We start from the raw sequence: 19,458 nt of genomic DNA on the forward strand, positions 1-19,458 counted from the left end.
TTTTTTCTGTACAAAAGGTCCACCGGCTGCACCAGTGGACCCAACCAATATGTACGCCAACCCTTGCCAGGCAAAGACTGTGCATCATATCAGGCAATCAACAACAACTGAAATAAGGTCAATGAACTAGTTTAATTTTTCTGCCAGCCGCTGCGCTGTTTTCTTATCGGTCATCACAAACACAATTTCACCACCTTGCATCAAATCGTCGTGTGCAATGCTCGTTCCGGCAATGGGTTTCCCATTTACCAATACCTGCTTCACATAGATATTTTTCTCACTCTGATGTTGCACGGTAATGCGTAACTGGCGGCCATTTTCCAACGGCAATACAGCATGATGGATAATGGGGCTGCCAATTTCATACGAACCACTACCCGGTGCCACCGGATAAAAACCAAGGGCACTAAAAATATACCAGGCACTCATCTGACCACAATCATCATTACCACCCAAACCATCTGGTGTAGGTTTGTACTGCAATGGCAAAATGCGGCGAATGAGTTCCTGTGTTTTCCATGGCGCACCTGCGAAGTTGTACAGGTAAGGCACATGGTGCGCTGGCTCATTGCCATGCACATACGTACCAATGATTCCTTCCCTGGTGATGTCTTCCGTTTCAGCAAAATAATGGTCCGGCAGGTACATAGTAAATAAGGAATCCATTCGTGCCACAAAGGCTTTTTTGCCACCCATCAGCTGAATGAGTGCAGCCGGATCATGCGGCACAAAAAAGCTATAATTCCACGAGTTGCCTTCAATCAAACCTTGCCCATGTGTGCTCAGCAAATCAGCATTGGGTAAAAATTGACCCAGAGCATTTTTGCGTTTCACGAATCCATCTTTGTCGAACACATTTTTATACTGCGCTGCCCGCTGCATGAACGTTTCATACACAGCATTGTCGCCTGCTTTTTTAGCCAGCTGCGCAATGGCCCAATCATCATAGGCGTATTCCAATGTATTTGACACTGATGTGCCCGATCTTTCTGCAGGAATATATCCCCGGGCTATGTATTCACCAATGCCCTCGTAGCTTGATTTATTAGCTGTAGCCACACATGCAGCCAATGCTTTGTCAATGCCTGTAGTGCTTACGCCTTTTACAAAAGCATCTGCCAACACAGCAACACTGTGGTAGCCACTCATGCACCAGTTATCATTGGCATAGTGGCTCCAAATGGGCAACATCTTTACAGCACTTTGATCATAGTGTGCCAGCATCGATTGTACCATATCGTTGTTGCGTTGCTGCTGCACAAGGTTGTACAGCGGATGCAAAGCCCGATAAGTATCCCACAAGGAAAACGTGGTATAATTGGTAAAGCCCTGTGCCTTGTGCACCTGCTGATCGAGGCCCCGATAGCTGCCATCCACATCCATAAACAAATTGGGTGCAATGAATGCATGATACATGGCTGTGTAAAAATTCTGCTTTGTGGTAAGGTCTGCTTCTATTTGAATGCGTTGCAATTCTTGCTCCCATTTGTCGGAAGCAGCTTGTGCAACAGCATCAAAATTCCAATGCGGAATTTCGGCCTGCATATTGTGCAAAGCGCCGGCAGTACTCACTGCAGACAAAGCCATTTTTACCTGCACTGCTTCATTGGCCTTTGTATCAAAATTGAAATACAACTTCAGCTGGCGGCCCGCCAATTCAGGAAAATTTTGCTTTTGATTGAACTTGCGCCAAAAGCCTCCATACATTTCCTGCTTTTCATTTACACTGCCATAGCTCTTGAATGGCTTTGAAAACGTCATGGCGAAATACACGGTTCTCGTTCTGGCCCAACCCAGCGTTTGTCTGTAACCTGTAATGAGCGTATCATTTTCAACCCGCACAAATGTCCATACGTTCTTTTCGGGATAGTTATATATGCCATGCACCAAATCGAGCAGAATATGTGCTTCATTGCTGGCTGGAAAAGTGTAGCGATGAAAACCTGTTCTTTCAGTTGCGGTCAACTCGGCCTTCACCTGATAATCGTCGAGCAGTACGCTGTAATAACCGGGGCGGGCTGTTTCAGATTCATGCCGGTATGCTGAGCGGTAACCACTACGGGCAACAGTTGCCACACCAGGATTCAGCTTCAACTCACCTGTAGTAGGCATCACTAAAAAATCGCCCAAATCTGAATGGCCGGTACCACTAAAGTGGGTATGACTAAAGCCCACAATGCTTTTATCGGCGTACTGATATCCGGCGCAATATTTATATACGTCGGGGTTGTACTTTCCTTTGTCGATGTACTGAATGGTATCTGTATCGGGGCTCAGCTGCACCATCCCAAACGGTACTGTAGCACCGGGAAATGTGTGGCCCATTTTGGCCGTACCAATCAACGGATTTACATATTGCACATAACGTTCTTGCTGTGCTGCAGCAGCAACGCTTACCAGCATCAGCATCACCATCCACTTTAAACTTTTCATGAGTAGCAGGCTTATTGGTAAGTGATATTTACGGATGGATTGGCCGTGTATTCAGCCCACAACTCATCTACTGTTTTATTGCCGTTTTGTTTCCAGATATCGGCATTGTATTGATTGGTTCTGGCTGCATTATCCAGCTTCACAATAAAGTCTTTATCGTAATGCTGGGTAAGCCACAAGAAAAAGCGGGCTGTAATGCGGTATGCATTTTTGTAATGGTGTGTAGTCTGTACATCGGGCATCGACCATTTGGCTTTCACATTGTTGATACCAATAGTAGCCCGTACATAATCTGCAATGCCTTCTGTTACCCATCCGGGCACATTGCCAAACTTGTACGCTTGTGTTACATGCATTAGTTCGTGAGTTACTACATCTATGTCTTCTGGATTGCGATGAAACCATGCCGGATTGTACACAATGCGATCGTCGGCAGTGGTTACAGCCACGCCATCATACTTCGCATCTATCACAAACCTGATGGCCTTTTTAGCATTGGGATTATAACGGGCAATCAATTTTGGATACTGCTCAAAATAGGCATCAATCAGTCGCTGTTTGAATGCTGGTGTAAGGCTGCTTTCTTCGTCTATCATGTACAGCGTCAGGCCATTTTTAGAAATGGTATCGGGCTTGGCCGGCAGTTTAATATCACCCAGGCCCGGCGGCATGCGGTCTTTCACTTTTTCGTACAACGCTTTTTCATCTTTCGAAAAAGAGTACGGGAGGTCCGCTTCTTTTACCACCCGTTTTGTATTCGGTGTAGCCGCCATCTGCAATTGCAATGTGCCGCCTTTCATTACATCGGCATAGCGCAGGTAGGTTTTGCTATACGGCATTCCGTTGAAGCTTTGTGATTGCACATAATGGTTAACATCACTATTGGCTGGCGCCTGTATCATCAATCGCTTTCCGTTTTCCAAATTGATGGTCAATTTTTTGAACAAAGGGGCTCCTAACACATACTCATCACTTCCGGGGCAAACAGGATAAAAACCCATGGCAGAAAACAGGTACCATGCAGAGGTTTGACCATTGTCTTCATCGCCACAATAACCATCGGGTGTGGGCTTATACATACGGTTCATTACTTCCCGCACCCAGTATTGTGTTTTGTGAGGCTGGCCCGCATGGTTGTATAAATAAATCATGTGCTGAATGGGCTGATTGCCGTGTGCATACTGGCCCATATTCGCAATTTGCATTTCCCGAATTTCATGAATGGTACCACCATAGTAAGAATCATCAAATGCAGGTGATTGATGGAAAACAGAGTCCAGCATTTGTGCAAACTGGTGCTTGCCTCCCATCAGATTGGCGAGGTTGTCAATGTCGTGAAACACGCTCCATGTATAATGCCAGCTGTTGCCTTCCGTAAATGCATCGCCCCATTTCAATGGCTTGAAGGGCGATTGAAAACGGCCATCCGCATTTTTGCCCCGCATAAGTTTAGCAGCTGCATCAAATACAAAGCGGTAGTTGAGCGACCGCTGCGCATATAACTCAATTTCAGCAGCAGGACGTTTGAGTTGTTGTGCCAGTTTGAAAATTGAAAAATCATCAAACGCATACTCAAGGGTACGTGCCACGTTTTCATTGATTTTTACATCGTATGGCACATAGCCCAAAGCGTTGTAATATTTTACACCATAACGGCCTACAGCATGCATGGGTCCTTCGTTATTAGCACCATTCAATAAGCCTTCATACAACTTGTTGATGTCGGCAATTTTGGCGCTTTTCAAATACGCATCTGCAACCACCGATGCAGAGTTGTTACCCACCATGATATCTGCAAAACCGGGGCTGCTCCACTCCGGTAAAAAGCCGCCTTCTTTGTAAGCATTCAGCAAGCCTTCCTGCATTTCGGTATTGATGGAAGGAAAAAGAAAATTGAGGAATGGGTACAGGGCCCTGAAAGTATCCCAAAAGCCAGTGCCGCCATACATGTAGCCGGGCAACACCTGCCCTGTGTAAGGGCTGTAATGCACGGTTTGTCCGGCAGCGTTTCGTTCATAGAGTTTGTTGGGAAACATAACGGCACGATAAAAGCAAGAGTAAAAAGTTTGCATCTGTTCGGTTGTAGCGCCTTCCATTTGAATGCGACCCAGCACATTGTTCCATTGCTGTTGGGTTTGACGCTTCACCGTTTCAAAATCCTTATTTCCAATTTCGGTGTTGAGGTTATACGCTGCCTGCTCCAGACTAATAAATGAAGAAGCCACTTTCACCAATACCTGCTGGTTAGGTTGTGTAATATTGAAGCCTACAATAGCGCCGGCATTATCACTTTTGTTTTCCAAACCTTCTGCCAGTGCAGTGCCGCTCCATACTTTGTTGCTGGCAAAAGGCGTGTTGAATTGCAACACAAAATAGTTGGCGAAGTTTTTGAGCCGGCCACGAGAGTAGTAAGTACTATAACCCACTATCTTATTTTCTTCAGGAATAATTTTGATATAACTGCCCTTGCGAAAGCCATCCACTACGAGGAAAGCACTGTCTTTGCTGTGGTAGGTGATACGAAATATTGCTGCCCTTTCGGTGGGTGTAATTTCTGTGGTAATGTGATGATCTGCGAGATACACGCTATAGTAATGCGGCTGTGCTACTTCGGCCTTGTGCGAAAACCAGCTGGCTCTTTCATCAGGTTTAAATACACTTTTCTTCGATACGGGCATGATGGAAAAAACGCCATAGTCATTCATCCATGGCGAAGGCTGATGCGTTTGCTTGAAGCCTTTGATTTTATCGGCAGTGTACACATACTGCCAGCCATTGCCATTGTCGCCGGTTTGAGGCGTCCACATGTTCATGGGCCAAGGCGTACCAATAGCGGGGTACGTATTGCCATTCGAAATATCGGGCCTCGACAGAGTGCCCATCAGCGGATTGACATACTGCACCGGATTGCTTACCTGTGCTTGTGCCAGCATTGCCATGCAGAGTGTGCATAGCCCCATCATCACGTTACGCTTCATCATGCCTGTTGTACTTAAAAGTTCGAAAAAATCTTTCCTAATATTTCACCGAAGGAAAATCGGTTTTTGCTTTTGTAAGTTGTTGTTCCCATTCATTTGACCAGCCAAATGCGTTCGATGCCATGGCTTTCAAATCGGCACCGGCAGCACCGCTCCAAAAGTGCACAAACTCGCCCCAGTTCATATCCCGTGTAAATTTCTGACTTCCATCCTTCGGAAAATGCAGGGCAACCATTTTAAAAAATTTATTCAATACCGCACTGCCACCGTATTGGGTGTAAATGGGATAAAACCAGTTCTTAAACCATTGCGTATTGGTTCTTGGAAAATTATCCGTGGTGTTCATCATCAGATTGTACCAGCGTTCGGCATCGGCAGTACGGCCAAGGCCACGGTACACATCATAAATATAAATTTCCATCCACTTGCTGTCTTTCCAGATGGCAAATGCGGGAGAGCCTTTTGTGTTGTTGGCCGCACTTTCTACAATGTGCCCAATTTCGTGTGTCACCAAATCCAAATCGTTGCCGGCACCACTTTCCCAGGCATTGCTGCTGTTCGATCCGCAGTCAATCACATTTCGATTGTCGTGATTGTCGCTATAGTAATAGCCCGGATGACCGCCGCTGTATTTGCCTGTATGAAAAACCGCATACAAGCGTTTGTCAGTACCAAATTCGGCGCCGTATACTTTGCGGGAATAGAGCCATACATCTTTTACAAAACTGAAAGGCCATGCAATGTCTTTTTTTACATCGGCATCGTAATACACCACCAGTGAAGTATCATAATAAACACGTGACACCAACTGTTTGTGATCGAACCAATGCTCTTGCCAGGTAGAAGGCGGTACGTTGTAATTGACTACCGGCGGAGGCGTACTGCCACTGCTGGTATTGTCTTTTTTGCAACCGGGCATCAAGAGCAACCCCGCCGACATGGTTGCTGAAATTGTAAGGGTAATAAAATGCTTGTCCATACAACGGTGTTGTGGAGTGTGAATGAAATAATGATGTAGAAAAGAAAAATAGTGGCAGTACAACCAGAAGTTGCACTGCCACAATGATTGCATTAATCGTAGCGTATTACCCGCCACTCAGCCATTTGAAACAGTGAGCTACCACCGTTAGCTGTCATAAATATACGATAGTAGGTATAAGGCTGTGGTGCAGCACTAACTTCAAAACGACGGGTTTGGAAACGACTGGCAAAACTTTCGCCGGCACGTGTGTCAATGGTGGTCCAGGTGGTACCATCGTTGGAGGCCTGCAACTTCCAATCTTTAGGATCACGGGTTGCAGCATCGTTGGCCGAAGTGAATGTGTACGCACCGATGGCTATTGGCGCTGCAAACTTTAACTGAAACCAGGATCCGCCATTGTTGGCAAACGCCGTCGGCCAGTTAAAGAAAAGGTATTTGGTGTTTACATCACCATCTATCAGCTTCAGCGAACCTTCGTTGGCCGTAGCTCCACCAGTGTTTTCATCACTTACGGTAATGCTGGCCAAACCTGTCACGTCTGTTGATTTGCGCAGCAAAGTATCAAACCGGAAATACGTGGTTTGCATGTTGTCGATTATGGTACCCTTCGATGCTGAACTCAGTGTGATAGGCAGCATGTACTTTACTCCTTGCGCAATGGTATTTGTTTTTACCGTGAGGGTGAGTGGGTCAGAACTGGTTTTGCCTGCAGCAATTACGCTGCTCAAACCAGTGTATTCGTAACTGCCGGCGGGCAGTAGTTTGTAATTGGTACCATTGGCTAAATTGTAGTTGGCCACTTTGGCACTGTCTATCACAAATGTAACTGCGATATCACTGCCGGCGTATTCCATGCCACCGTAGGCAGCACCAAATACCAGGTCGGTACGGGTATTGGTAGTGGTGTAGAGCAAATCAACTTTAGCTCGGGTGCCGCTAGCCTGCGGCATATACACTGAGCCTTCGTTGGTCAGCGTTATATCTGCCGGTTTATTGCAGGCTGCCATTGCCAGCAGCAGCACGGCCAAGGCCCCGTATAATTTATTGTTGAACATATGGATGTAGAATAATAAGGTGAACAAATGAATTACCAGCCTGTGTTTTGTTTCAGCTTTGGATTACGCAGCACTTCGTTGGCGGGAATGGGGAACAGATAATCACGTTTGCGAAACACCCGTGTTTCCAGCAATACTTTGTTGTAAAAAGCAGTGCCCGATTTGGTGCGGTCGAGCCCATAAAAAGGACCTGCATCTGTTTGCTCGGCTATTTTCCATCTTCTGGTTTCGAAGTAGCGAACATTTTCGAATGCCAGCTCTACCCTTCTTTCTGCACGGATAGCATTGCGCATGTCTTCTTTTGTAGCAGGCACAGCAATATCTGTAGAGCCATACAATGGCACACCGGCACGTTCACGAATCAGGTTGAGGTATTTGAGTACATCCGGATCAGCAGGATTGGATTCGTTCAAGGCTTCTGCATAGTCCAGATAAATCTGACCTAAGCGGAGATACAAACAACCACGACTATCATCGGTATTGGCCACGCCCTTGCGAATGATGTAGCCGGTTGGCGTTACATCAGAAGTGCTTTGTGCCAAACCAGAGTTGCCATTGAACTCCATGTTGGTAATGATAAGATTGCCGGTGTTTTGGTCGGGGTACAACCATACACTGTTGTTGTAAGTAATGCCTACATAAAAACGAGGCTCACGGTTTACCCATTGGTTGAAGGTAGAACGGGCCGTATTGTCGAACGGAGCACGATAGTTGCTGAAGCCTGTAGCATTGTAACCCGAAGTAGGATCGGTAATGGCTTTACCATTGGCCATAAAATAGGCATCCACTTGTGCTTGTGTAGCACCGTTGGCACCGGCACCACGCTGGTTGGCATAGCCTGCATGAAACGGTGTACGATCGTAGCGAATGAAAGAGTAGCCAGAATTAGAACGACCAAAAATCCATTCCTTATTCCAGTTTTGCAAAATCACATCGCGGCAAGAGAGGTACGCTGCTTTGAAAGGATCGGCATCTGTAGCACGGTACAAATCGTAAGTGGTGGGTACGAACTCTGTAATGAACTCTTTGGCAGCAGCAGCAGCTTTTGTCCACTTTGTGGCATCAGCTGTTTGACTGATAAGATTTTTACCATCATCATTTTTCAGTTCGGCATAATCGGTATTGCCATTGAACAACGGGCTGGCCGCCAGCATCAATACCTGTACTTTATATGCTTTTACTACTGGCTTGGTAAACTTACCAGCCACTGCAGAAGTAACTGGCAATTCGGTGTATGCTTTATCCAGTTGGTCTACTACAAATGCTACGCAGTCATCGAAAGAAGAACGTTCTTTCATCACTACATCATTCGTGGCATCAACAGGAATTTGCTCTTCGCCCAAAATAACTACGGGACCATACAAACGCATGAGCTGATAGTAGTAAAAGGCACGGAGGGCACGGGCTTCACCTTTTAGAATGGTTTTTTCTGCAGCACTGATTTCGGGTGTAGCACCGTCGATGCGCTGAATGAAATCTGTAGCCTTGCGGATGGCCCGGTAGTAGTTGTCCCAATAGGCAGATACAGTACCATCGGTATTGGCCCATGCACTTTTGTTCATGTTGGTGCTGTAGTTAAAGTCCCAGGTATACTTGCCTTCATCGGCAGCACCGGTCCAGTTACCTGAGTTTTCATTGCCGGCAAAACGCTGGTTGAACTCATTGGGCATGGCCTGATAAATATTGCCGAGGTATTTAATCACATTGGTCCGTGTTTTAAATACATCGTCGATGGTGAGGATATTGTCGGGAACAGTATCCAGAAACTTGCTGCAACTACCCAGCAATAGCAGGGAGGCAAGCATGGCTATGGAAAATATTTTTTTCATGAAAATGCGTTGATGGATTATAAGGTGAATTCGAGACCAACAGAGAAAGTGCGGATGTTTGGATAAATCGCACCATTGCCGGTGTTGAGCTCAGGATCCCAGAGTTTGAAGGGACTCCAATAAATGAGGTTGAAACCTTGTGCATACACTTGTGCACTTTTGAAGCCAGCACGTTTCACCCACTTATCGGGCAGGTTGTAACCCATGGCCAATGTTTTCAAGCGAACAAATGAAATGTCTTTGATCCACCAGCTGCTTGCCACTGCGTTGTTGCGGTTGGCCGCATTGCCGTATGCCAGGCGAGGATAAAACGCATTCGGATTGGGGTTGGCTTCTGTCCAACGATCTTCTGCAATGGTAAGCAGGTTGCTCCGCTCAGGGCCGGTGCTGTTGTTGAAAGGAATAATACCATCACCAGTCAGCAATCGCTGTGCACCATCAGAGCCCTGGAAGAAAACACCAATGTAAAAGCGTTTCCATTCTACGTTGGCGCCCAAACCATAAATCAAATTGGGCACATCACCATTGCCAATGCGGCTGATGTCGAGGTTGTTGATGAGACCATCGCTGTTCAAGTCTTTGTAGCGGATATCACCGGGACGAGGACGTCCGCCAAGTGGTGTTTGGTCTGGCGCATTGTCAATTTCTTTTTGATCGGCAAACAAACCCATAGCGGTGTAGCCGTATGTAGACAAGCTATTGAAGCCTCTGCGTTCCATGTAAGGGAAGGGCTGTACCGGCTGATCATTTTCAATAATCTTGTCGCGGTTGTAAGTGATTGTACCACGGAAATCCCACTTGGTATTGCCCCAGTGAAACTGCGATGTTTCAATGGTGGCATCAAAACCTGCATTGTCTATCACACCCAGGTTGCCATAAGGATTGTTTACCAATCCTACGTATGAAGGAAGACTGGCCCTTTGCAAAAACACACCTGTTCTGTGTTCTTTAAAGAAGTCGACAATGACAGACAATTTTGAATTGAATGTTTTGAATTCAATACCCAAATCTTGCTTGCGGGATTTAGACCACTGCACAGCTGCACCAAAATCCTGCACCTGTACACCGCCGCCGCTTCCCTGGTTGCTTTGGCCATTGCCCCAGTTAAAACCGGGCACAGTAGACGCATCGGACACAATGGTGAGATAACCGAAACGACGGCCACCAGCACCAGAACCTACTAAACCATCGGAGTAGCGGAGTTTGAAAAACTGAAACACATTGCTGATGGGCTCAAAGAATTTTTCTTTAGAGAGCACCCAGCCCACACCTATTGAAGGGAAGAAACCAAAACGTTTTTCTGGTGCAAAGTTTTCAGAACCATTGTACCCGAAGTTGAGCTCTGCAAAATATTTCTCTTTGTATGCATAGGTGCCCCTGCCGGCCAGGCCCATACTGCGGTATGGCAGCGAAGCAGTAAGGTCTGCAGCAAATGCATCAATATATGAGCGTTGGTTAAAGAGCATTAACCCTGTAACCCGATGATTTTTGCCAAAAGCACGGTCGTAATTGAGGGCTGTTTCCAGATAATACGAACGGTTGCCACCGTTGGCACGACCATAGTTCAGGTTGTCGGATCCATTGGTAATAACGGGCAGCAGGTTTACAGAACCATCTGCATTGTACGGATTAACTGGATCGATTTTATAGGTATTGCGCTGACGGGTACGGCTGATGACCTGTGTGTTGTAAGCATCAAAAGAAAATAAACCGTATACCGTAAGACCGGGCGTAATAGCCGCCAAATCCTGCGTAATGCGGGCATTGGAATACACCTGATTGCTGGCTGTGTTTACATAGCCGGTTTGAGTAATTTCTTCGTACGGGTTGCGCTGTGCATTGGCCGCGTTGATACCCGGCACCAAATTGCCCGGATACATTTTCGGATACAAAATAGGCGTGGTCACCATCACATCACGAAAAGCAGCTTGTGCATTTACCCCCGGTGTGTTCAGGTTGGTAATGTAGCCCTGAATACCGAGGTCGAACTTGGTCGTCTTCGTCCAGTTCATACTAATGTTGCTGGTAAAATTGTAACGCTTAAAACGCTGATTTGATTCGTACCCTTGTGACCCATCGTTGCGCAGCAGGCTCTGCTCATCGTAGTATGCCAATGCCACATAGTAGTTGGCATTTTCGCTGCCACCGCTGGCGCTAAAGTTGAAGCGACGAGTACCACCGGCTTCTTTAAATATCTCTTTCATCCAATCAACATTTGGATAGAGATAAGGCTGATTGCCGGCCATGGTAGAATCGATGTATGCTTGTGCATACTCAGCGCCAAGTCCGGAAGCCAGGCGGGCTTCATTGCGTAAATTCATGTACGATGCAGCACCGGTAAGCTCAGGCAATTTTGTAAATGCAGTTACCCCTTGATTGTAGTTGAACTTCAATACTGGCTTAGCAGTTTTGCCCCGCTTGGTATTGATGAGAATAACACCATTGGCACCTGCTACCCCATACACTGCTGTGGCCGAGGCATCTTTCAAAATGGTGAAAGAGGCAATGTCTTCCGGATCGAGAGAGTTGAGGTCACGACCCTGCACACCATCAATAATCACCAATGCGCCGGTTGAGTTGGGGCCAAAAGTAGAAATGCCGCGAATCCAGAGATCACCGGCATTTTCGCCGGGCAAGCCCGTACGCTGCACACCCACAATACCCGAAATTCGACCAGCCAATACAGTACTCAAATTGGCAACGGGTTGTTTCAGGTCTTGCACATTTACAGACGACTGTGCCCCTACAAGGCTTACTTTTTTGGCCTTACCAAAACCCACCACTACTACTTCTTCCTGGCTGCCTTGTGCGGCATCGAGTACTACTTCAAAGTAAATGGTGTTGCTTACAGGCCGGGTTACAGATTGATAGCCCACATACGAAAACACGAGGGCATCGGTGGTAGAAACGGTGATGGAAAATTCACCCTTGTCGTTGGTTTGTGTACCCAGTTTGGCATTGCCTTGCACGGTTACACTTACACCAGACATTGCTTTGTCCAGTCGGTCTTTTACTACGCCGCTTACTTTTACGGTAGTTTGTGCCGCTGCTGAAAAAGCCAGCAGACAACAACCAAGAAGCAAGCTGAGGAAAGACCTACTTACTGATAGTTTGTTCATAAGTAGATAGTAGTTGGTTTGTATGAGCAATACTAATTGCTATTGCAAGCGGCTGTGGTCAACACAATACGAACGGATGGTTAATGAATACTTAACGCCGCTTGATTTTATGGCTGGTAGTATAATTTCTCTACTTTCCAATTTGTAAGGCTGTGCAGCAGCATCCACAACATGAAAAGAGACCGCATTTTTTTATACAAAATCATTGCTATTGTATGCACCAGCATTTTGTGTTTGGTGCAGCTCATACACATCCAAAACATTTACAAGCTTGAAGAAAAAGTATACAATGTAGAAGAAGCCAAAATCATTAAAAAGGCATATGAAGAAAGCATTGTAAACGATAAACTTTTTCCTGGTGCAGTACACATCATCGATAGCTTTATTTACCGGCATTTGGACACGTTGGAATATTTGTCCCGGCAAAACAAAGCTGCCTTTGCCGATTTATCGAAGCGCATTACCGATTCTATGTTTATCCGCCTGTCGGCAGCCAACAACATACAACCCCTGCTGGATGCAGTGATAGCGCAACATAAAATGAATCCGGACCTGCAGTATGCATTGTTTGTAAATCATTTGTCTATAGCGCCGGAAGCCAATGTGTATGTACCCTTGTTTACCAACACCGCAGACAATGTGCACAGCACCGTGCCTTATCTGGCACACTATGGCGCCAAAATTGGTGGTACACTCAGCAGCTATCCGCCACAGTCGCTGGTGTCCAATATTAAAGTGAGTTCTACCATTGCACACAGCTACCGCATGGAGTTTTCACTGTACTGCGACCGGCCAGACAGGCTTACGTATATCCTTAAAAAAACATTGCCGCAAACCTCGCTGTCAGTGTTTTCTATTGTAGCCATGCTCAGCATTTACTTTCTCACGTTTGCCAACTGGGTACGGCAGAAAAAGGAAAGTGAAATGAAATCAGATTTCATCAACACCATCAGCCACGAATTTCAAACACCACTCACTACCATCATTATTGCCAACAAAACCATCGAAAACGAAAACCAGCAAATCCGCAGTCCGCAGCTTGATGCACTCAGCAGCATTATTAAACGGCAAAGTGAACGCTTGACCGTACTGGTAAAACAAGTAATAGAAACCAGTGGCGAAAAACCCATTCGCTTAGAGCTGGAAGAGCATGTGCTCAACGATGAACTGGAAGAAATCATTTCTGATTACCGCATCAATGTGGATGAAGAAAACACCCACATCGTTTTTTCGCCACACAGTGGTGAGCAGCGGGTACTGTTGGACAAACTACATTTTACGTCCATCGTGCTGAATATGCTCGACAACAGCGTCAAATACAATCACAAGACTGAAAAAGAAATTTTGGTGAGCACCTACCTGAAAAATGCAAGTACCATTGCCCTCAGCATCAAAGACAATGGTGACGGCATGAGCAGCAAAGTGAAAAAAAGAATGTTTCAAAAATTTTACCGCAATCCATCGTTGGTATCCAGCAACAAACCTGGCATTGGCCTTGGATTGTACCATACCAAAAAGTGTATTGATGCGCACCAGTGGAGTGTAGAAGTACACAGCAAAAAAGACATTGGTACAGAGTTTATTATTTACATACCCATCGCAACAAAACACTCCAACAGCGATAGCTAACGCAAACCATTCCCAAAAAAAGCACACTATGCCAGAGAAAGTATTATTTGTGGAGGACGAACAAGACCTGGGCAGTTTGGTGAAACAATACCTCGAAACCAAGGGCTTCGATATTGATTGGCACGACAATCCAAAAAATGCGCTGAAAGCTTTTCGCGACAACTACGATCATTATGGCATTTGCCTGCTTGATGTACAAATGCCACAAAAAAGTGGTTTTGAACTGGCAGAAAATATTCAAACCATCAATGAACATTTGCCTTTTGTTTTCTTGACGGCCCGTACCGAAAAGAAGGATCGCCTTGCCGGTTTAAAAATCGGAGCCGCCGATTATATCTGCAAGCCGTTTGACATAGATGAGTTGGCCCTCAAGCTCAAGAACATCATGAAAATGACTTCGGGCCATGTGGCCACCAAGCCACAAACATCAGTGTTCATGATTGGCGATTTGCTGTACAACCGCGAACAACTCACCGTAACGCCACCAGACAAAAAAATAACAAAGCTCACCAACCGCGAAGCGGAGTTGCTGGAATACTTTTACCAGCACAAAAACAAACGCATTCGCAAAGAAGAAATACTGGTGCGCATTTGGGGCGAAAACGATTATTTCCTGGGCCGCAGCCTCGATGTATTTATTTCCCGGCTACGCAAAATTGTGTCTAAGTCAGAAAAAATAACACTGAGCAACGTGTACGGTGCAGGTTACATTTTCAATATCAAAGAAGAGGAAGCGTAAGCAACGCTTCGCATGATGCAGCAGGACAGCCCCGCCTGACAATCGTTGTACTTTCCACAGCACAACAACGATTGTATGCAGTATTTGCCTATACTTCATTCGCACTTTTATTCAGCAAGGTTTGCAGTTTTGTTAGCTTGTACATTCCTGCTGCGTAGCAGCTTGATACATGCTCAATTTGCAACTATCAAAAACGACCGGTTTTGGTACACCAATGATGGCAAACCCATCAATAGTCAAGGTGGGGGTATTTTCCGTTTTGCCAACGCAACTGGTGAAGAAAAATATTATTGGTACGGCGTACACTATGCAGAAGCAGACAGTTTTCGAAATAATCCTACCAAGACTTTTAATCAATGCACATTTGAAGCTGTCACATGCTATTCGTCAACCGACTTAGTGCACTGGACTTTTGAAGCCAATGTACTTAGCAAAAGTGAAGTACTAAAGGATGGCCGTAATACCTGGGTGGGCCGATTGGGCGTCGCTTACCTGCCCGAAACACAACAATATGCCATGCTGGTGCAGCATGGTTATGAAGTATTGATTGCTGTAAGCAAACAACCAACAGGACCGTTTACATGGCATCGCAAAATCAACATGCAATCTATGATTGGTACCAGCAATACTGGCGACCAAACTGTATTTACCGACGAAACAACAGGCAAATCATTTCTCGTATATTCTTATGGTAAAGGCAGAAACAAAATCTATGTTTCTGAAATTGGAGTAGTCAATGGTCAGGTTGGTTTACTCGATTGCACCAAGGTGTTTGAAGGTGAAAGCCGTGAAGGCAATTGCATGTTTCAATACAACGGTCGTTACTACATGGCTGCCTCCAATATTTATGGCTGGGATGCTTCGTATGCCTACTATCTGGTGGCGAATGATATTCGTGGGCCCTACACACCCGTCAACAACATGCAGGTAATGAAAGGTTGCGAATTCGACTATGCACACGTGTCGCAAACGGGCTTTTTTGTAAGCATCCATGGCAGTAAGCAAACCAGCATTTTGTATTGCGGCGATCGCTGGGCCAACTTTGCCGGCAATGGTCTTGGCTATAACCAATGGGTACCGCTTTCCTTCGAAGACAGTTTGCCCATTTTTAATTCATTGCATGCATGGGACCTGAATGCATCAACCGGAGTTTGGAAAGTAAATCCGCTCAACAATTATGCACTCAATCCCAGTTTTGAAGCTGACAGAAAAGCAATACCCAGTTTGGTAAAACCAGTGCAGCAACAGCTCACCGGCTGGCATAGCGAAGTATTGCAAGGCAACAACATCAGTCTTGATACATCAATTTCACCAATACTGAATCATGCCAATACAACGGCAGAAAGACACATGGTAACAGGGGAACGAAGCTTGTGCATGAGTGATAAAACGGCTTTTGAAAGAAAAGTGTACCAAACAATCAGCAGCACATATCATGTGCCCCTACCCAATGGACGTTACACTTTTTCTGCAATGGTAAAATACAGCGCCGGTATAGAAAAACTGGAACTGTTTGCCACAAGCAATCAGCAAACCTATCGCCTGCCCCTGCACAGCCACACCGAAACATGGCACAAGGTAACCCTAAATAATGTACTGGTAAAAAATGGACAGGCAGATATTGGTTTTTACATAAAAGCCAATGCTCTTGCCTATTGCCACATCGATGATGTAGCGTTTGCACAAGAAAAGTAATAACTATGAAACAGCTTGCATTCAGGATGCATTTGCTAACCATGGCTGCCAGCATCTTTTTATTGCTGCCAGCTGCAGCACAGCAAATTAGACTGCGCATTTCCGAACAACCTGCAGCCAACAGTTTTCCACTGGTAGCATCGGGTAGATTGGCCAACTTGCTTACAGACAGTACTGACGCCAGTGTGGTGCAAATAGCCGCTAAAGCTTTTTGTAACGACATTGCATTGCTGACGGGCAAACAGCTGCCCCTGCAACATCAACCAACGGGTAAATACACGGTGATTGCCGGCACTATCGGGCACAATAAATGGATTGATGCTCTTGTAGCATCAAAGCGATTGAATGTAACAGCCATACAAGGCAAATGGGAATGCTTTACCATCACTACCCTAGAGCATCCATTTCCCGGTACAGCCCGGGCACTCATCATTGCCGGTAGCGATGCCCGTGGTACAGCCTATGGTATTTTTGAATTATCGAAACAATTGGGAGTACAACCATTTTACTGGTGGGCCGATGTAAGCCCCACCAGAAAAAAAGCATTGTACATCAGCGAAGGCAGTTACACTTCCTCTCCACCTGCTGTACAATACCGCGGCATTTTTATTAACGATGAAGACTGGGGCCTGCAACCTTGGGCGGCCAACACTTTCGAACCCGAAACCGGCGATATTGGCCCGAAAACCTATGCAAAAGTTTTTGAACTGCTACTGCGCCTGAAAGCCAACCTGATTTGGCCTGCCATGCATGAAGTAACCAAACCGTTTTTCACTATACCCGGCAATGTACAAATGGCTGAAGACTATAGCATCGTCATTGGTACCTCGCATGCCGAGCCTATGCTCCGCACCAATACCCGTGAGTGGCACAGCAATACCATGGGGCCGTTTAATTATGTAACCAACAAACCTGGCGTGTACCAATACTGGAAAGAAAGGGTACAAGAAAGTAAGGGACTGAATGCCATGTACAGTATGGGCATGCGGGGCGTACACGACAGCAAGATGGAAGGCGTAAAAGATGCCAAAGAAGCAGTGCCATTGCTACAACAAATTGTACAAGATCAACGCCAGTTGCTGGGCACATATATCCATAAAAATGTAACAAGTATTCCGCAGGTATTTACAGCTTACAAAGAGGTGCTGGAAATTTATGACAACGGTCTTCAGCTTCCTGACGACATTACCATTGTATGGCCCGATGATAACTATGGGTATATACAACGCCTGAGCAATGCAGCAGAACAACAACGCAGCGGCGGATCTGGTGTGTATTACCACGCTTCTTACTGGGGCCGGCCACACGATTATTTATGGCTGTCTACACAGCATCCTGCACTCATTCGAGAAGAAATGATGAAGGCATACCAGCAGGGGGCCACCAAACTGTGGATACTCAATGTAGGAGATATAAAACCGCTGGAGTACAACATCGAAATGTTTCTGGATATGGCCTATCAAACGAAACCATTTACCCAAAGCAGCTATGTGCAGCAACACCTGCAGCAATGGCTGGCCAGCAACCTGAGCCATCAATACGCTGCGCAAATGAGCCGCATCATGTGGCAGTATTACCAGCTTGCTTTTGAACGCAAACCAGAATTCATGGGCTGGAGCCAAACAGAACCCACCACCAAAACAAGTGCAACCGCATACAATCATTTTTACTACGGCGACGAGGCTGCCAAACGCATCCACATGTATGAGCAATTGCAAAAAGCAGTTCAACAATTGCAGCCAAACTTTTCGTTGCACAGAGCCGATGCATTTTACCAATTGATGTATTACCCGGTGATGGGTGCAGCACTCATGAACAAAAAATGGTTGTACCAACACAAAGCCAGTTTGTACCAACAACAGCAGCGATTGAGTGCTACTCATTATGCAGCAAAAGCAAACGCTGCTTACGACAGCATTGCACTACTAACAAGGCATTACAACACAACCATGAGTGGCGGCAAATGGCACCACATGATGTCGATGCAGACACGCAACCTGCCTGTGTTTTTGCCAACACCGGTATTGCCTGAAATTGCAAAGCCAAGTCAAGCATGGCAACTGGCAATAGAAGCGGCCGACAGCATTCACCGCAATCAATTACCAGCATTCGATGATATGTTCCAACAGCAATATTTTATAGATGTGTATTTGTGCCAGCCACAAACCATCCTATGGCAGGCAACTGCATCTGCCGATTGGATACAACTCAGCCATGCTAATGGAACACTCAATGCAAATAGTGGTCATAATGAACAAAGGATTGTAGTCAACATCAATTGGGCAAAAGCGCCGTTACAAAACAGCAACGCTGGTAGCATTCGCATTGCTGCCAATGGTATTACCCAAACCATACATCTCGAAGCACGAAGACTCCGAAAGTCATTGCCAAAAGGTTTTCATGGCTTTGTACCCAACAATGGATTGCTGGTAATGCATGCAGCAGGGTTTACTCAAGAAAAAAAACATGAGCAGCAACAATGGCAGCCCGTGCATGGCTTAGGCTATTCGGGCAAAGGCATGCAAGTGCTCACATCCAATAACATCGACAGCATTCCTCCTACTGCCGCAGCCCGATTGAGTTATACGTTTTACCAAACTGAGAATCGACCGGCAACGCTCCATGTATTTACGCTGCCTACACATCCTGTTAGTAATCTGCACAGCTTACGCTATGCTATACAAATCGATGACGGGCCTTTACAAATAACTGATACCAAAACGGTAGGCAGAAGTGAAGAATGGAAACAAAATGTACTGGCCAACAGAACGATACGCCAATGGCCACTGGGGCAACTATCTGCCGGTGTGCATATGCTGCATATATATGCCATTGACCCCGGTGTAATCCTCGATGAAATTCGCATCAACTGGGGTGGTTTGCCTTCAGCATACAGCCTGTTGCCGCAAACCAAAGTGGCCGAATGACAGCCTTCATCAATTAGCTACACACTCATCGTTTGGTTGAACATTACCGTACACTAATTCGCAATTCTTCCT

At 45.9% G+C, this 19,458-nt stretch carries 10 protein-coding genes; 4 read left to right on the plus strand and 6 right to left on the minus strand.

Going from position 1 to position 19,458, the window contains the following annotated elements; all coding sequences use genetic code 11:
- Window positions 1-126: 126 nt before the first annotated feature.
- From V7Q13_RS14935 to V7Q13_RS14960, 6 genes are all read right to left on the minus strand, one after another.
- Window positions 127-2,433: a GH92 family glycosyl hydrolase gene (locus tag V7Q13_RS14935; RefSeq protein WP_333801470.1), complete on the minus strand. Its 2,307-nt coding sequence runs from the start codon at window positions 2,431-2,433 to the stop codon at window positions 127-129.
- Window positions 2,434-2,444: 11 nt separating this feature from the next.
- Window positions 2,445-5,414 (minus strand): GH92 family glycosyl hydrolase, encoded by a 2,970-nt coding sequence (locus V7Q13_RS14940; protein ID WP_333801471.1) that lies wholly within the window; start codon window positions 5,412-5,414, stop codon window positions 2,445-2,447.
- Between the two features lie 34 nt (window positions 5,415-5,448).
- A complete protein-coding gene (locus V7Q13_RS14945) occupies window positions 5,449-6,390 on the minus strand; it encodes a hypothetical protein (protein ID WP_333801472.1) in 942 nt (313 codons plus the stop codon).
- Window positions 6,391-6,482: 92 nt separating this feature from the next.
- Window positions 6,483-7,448 (minus strand): BT_3987 domain-containing protein, encoded by a 966-nt coding sequence (locus V7Q13_RS14950; RefSeq protein ID WP_333801473.1) that lies wholly within the window; start codon window positions 7,446-7,448, stop codon window positions 6,483-6,485.
- Between the two features lie 32 nt (window positions 7,449-7,480).
- Window positions 7,481-9,277: a RagB/SusD family nutrient uptake outer membrane protein gene (locus V7Q13_RS14955; RefSeq protein ID WP_333801474.1), complete on the minus strand. Its 1,797-nt coding sequence runs from the start codon at window positions 9,275-9,277 to the stop codon at window positions 7,481-7,483.
- Between the two features lie 17 nt (window positions 9,278-9,294).
- Window positions 9,295-12,396 (minus strand): SusC/RagA family TonB-linked outer membrane protein, encoded by a 3,102-nt coding sequence (locus tag V7Q13_RS14960; protein ID WP_333801475.1) that lies wholly within the window; start codon window positions 12,394-12,396, stop codon window positions 9,295-9,297.
- A 171-nt stretch (window positions 12,397-12,567) separates the two neighbouring features.
- Between V7Q13_RS14960 and V7Q13_RS14965 the strand changes: the two genes are divergently transcribed.
- The 4 genes from V7Q13_RS14965 (at window position 12,568) to V7Q13_RS14980 (ending at window position 19,386) form a co-directional block, all read left to right on the plus strand.
- Window positions 12,568-14,025, plus strand: coding sequence for a sensor histidine kinase (locus V7Q13_RS14965; protein ID WP_333801476.1), 1,458 nt, complete (start codon window positions 12,568-12,570; stop codon window positions 14,023-14,025).
- A gap of 28 nt (window positions 14,026-14,053) precedes the next feature.
- Window positions 14,054-14,764 carry a response regulator transcription factor gene (locus V7Q13_RS14970; protein WP_333801477.1) on the plus strand — a complete coding sequence of 237 codons (711 nt, stop codon included), beginning with the start codon at window positions 14,054-14,056 and terminating at the stop codon, window positions 14,762-14,764.
- A gap of 162 nt (window positions 14,765-14,926) precedes the next feature.
- On the plus strand, window positions 14,927-16,459 hold the full coding sequence (locus V7Q13_RS14975; protein ID WP_333801478.1) for a family 43 glycosylhydrolase: 1,533 nt from the start codon (window positions 14,927-14,929) through the stop codon (window positions 16,457-16,459).
- A 5-nt stretch (window positions 16,460-16,464) separates the two neighbouring features.
- Window positions 16,465-19,386, plus strand: coding sequence for a glycosyl hydrolase 115 family protein (locus V7Q13_RS14980; protein ID WP_333801479.1), 2,922 nt, complete (start codon window positions 16,465-16,467; stop codon window positions 19,384-19,386).
- The last annotated feature ends 72 nt before the right edge of the window (window positions 19,387-19,458 follow it).

This window comes from Phnomibacter sp. (genome assembly GCF_036803085.1).
GTDB lineage: Bacteria > Bacteroidota > Bacteroidia > Chitinophagales > Chitinophagaceae > Phnomibacter.

Excerpts from the sequence above, each read along its gene's own strand:
- V7Q13_RS14970 (WP_333801477.1), top strand. The coding sequence starts at position 14,054 with ATGCCAGAGAAAGTATTATTTGTGGAGGACGAACAAGACCTGGGCAGT.
- V7Q13_RS14935 (WP_333801470.1), bottom strand. The coding sequence starts at position 2,433 with ATGAAAAGTTTAAAGTGGATGGTGATGCTGATGCTGGTAAGCGTTGCT.
- V7Q13_RS14965 (WP_333801476.1), top strand. The coding sequence starts at position 12,568 with ATGAAAAGAGACCGCATTTTTTTATACAAAATCATTGCTATTGTATGC.
- V7Q13_RS14950 (WP_333801473.1), bottom strand. The coding sequence starts at position 7,448 with ATGTTCAACAATAAATTATACGGGGCCTTGGCCGTGCTGCTGCTGGCA.
- V7Q13_RS14960 (WP_333801475.1), bottom strand. The coding sequence starts at position 12,396 with ATGAACAAACTATCAGTAAGTAGGTCTTTCCTCAGCTTGCTTCTTGGT.
- V7Q13_RS14980 (WP_333801479.1), top strand. The coding sequence starts at position 16,465 with ATGAAACAGCTTGCATTCAGGATGCATTTGCTAACCATGGCTGCCAGC.
- V7Q13_RS14945 (WP_333801472.1), bottom strand. The coding sequence starts at position 6,390 with ATGGACAAGCATTTTATTACCCTTACAATTTCAGCAACCATGTCGGCG.
- V7Q13_RS14940 (WP_333801471.1), bottom strand. The coding sequence starts at position 5,414 with ATGATGAAGCGTAACGTGATGATGGGGCTATGCACACTCTGCATGGCA.
- V7Q13_RS14955 (WP_333801474.1), bottom strand. The coding sequence starts at position 9,277 with ATGAAAAAAATATTTTCCATAGCCATGCTTGCCTCCCTGCTATTGCTG.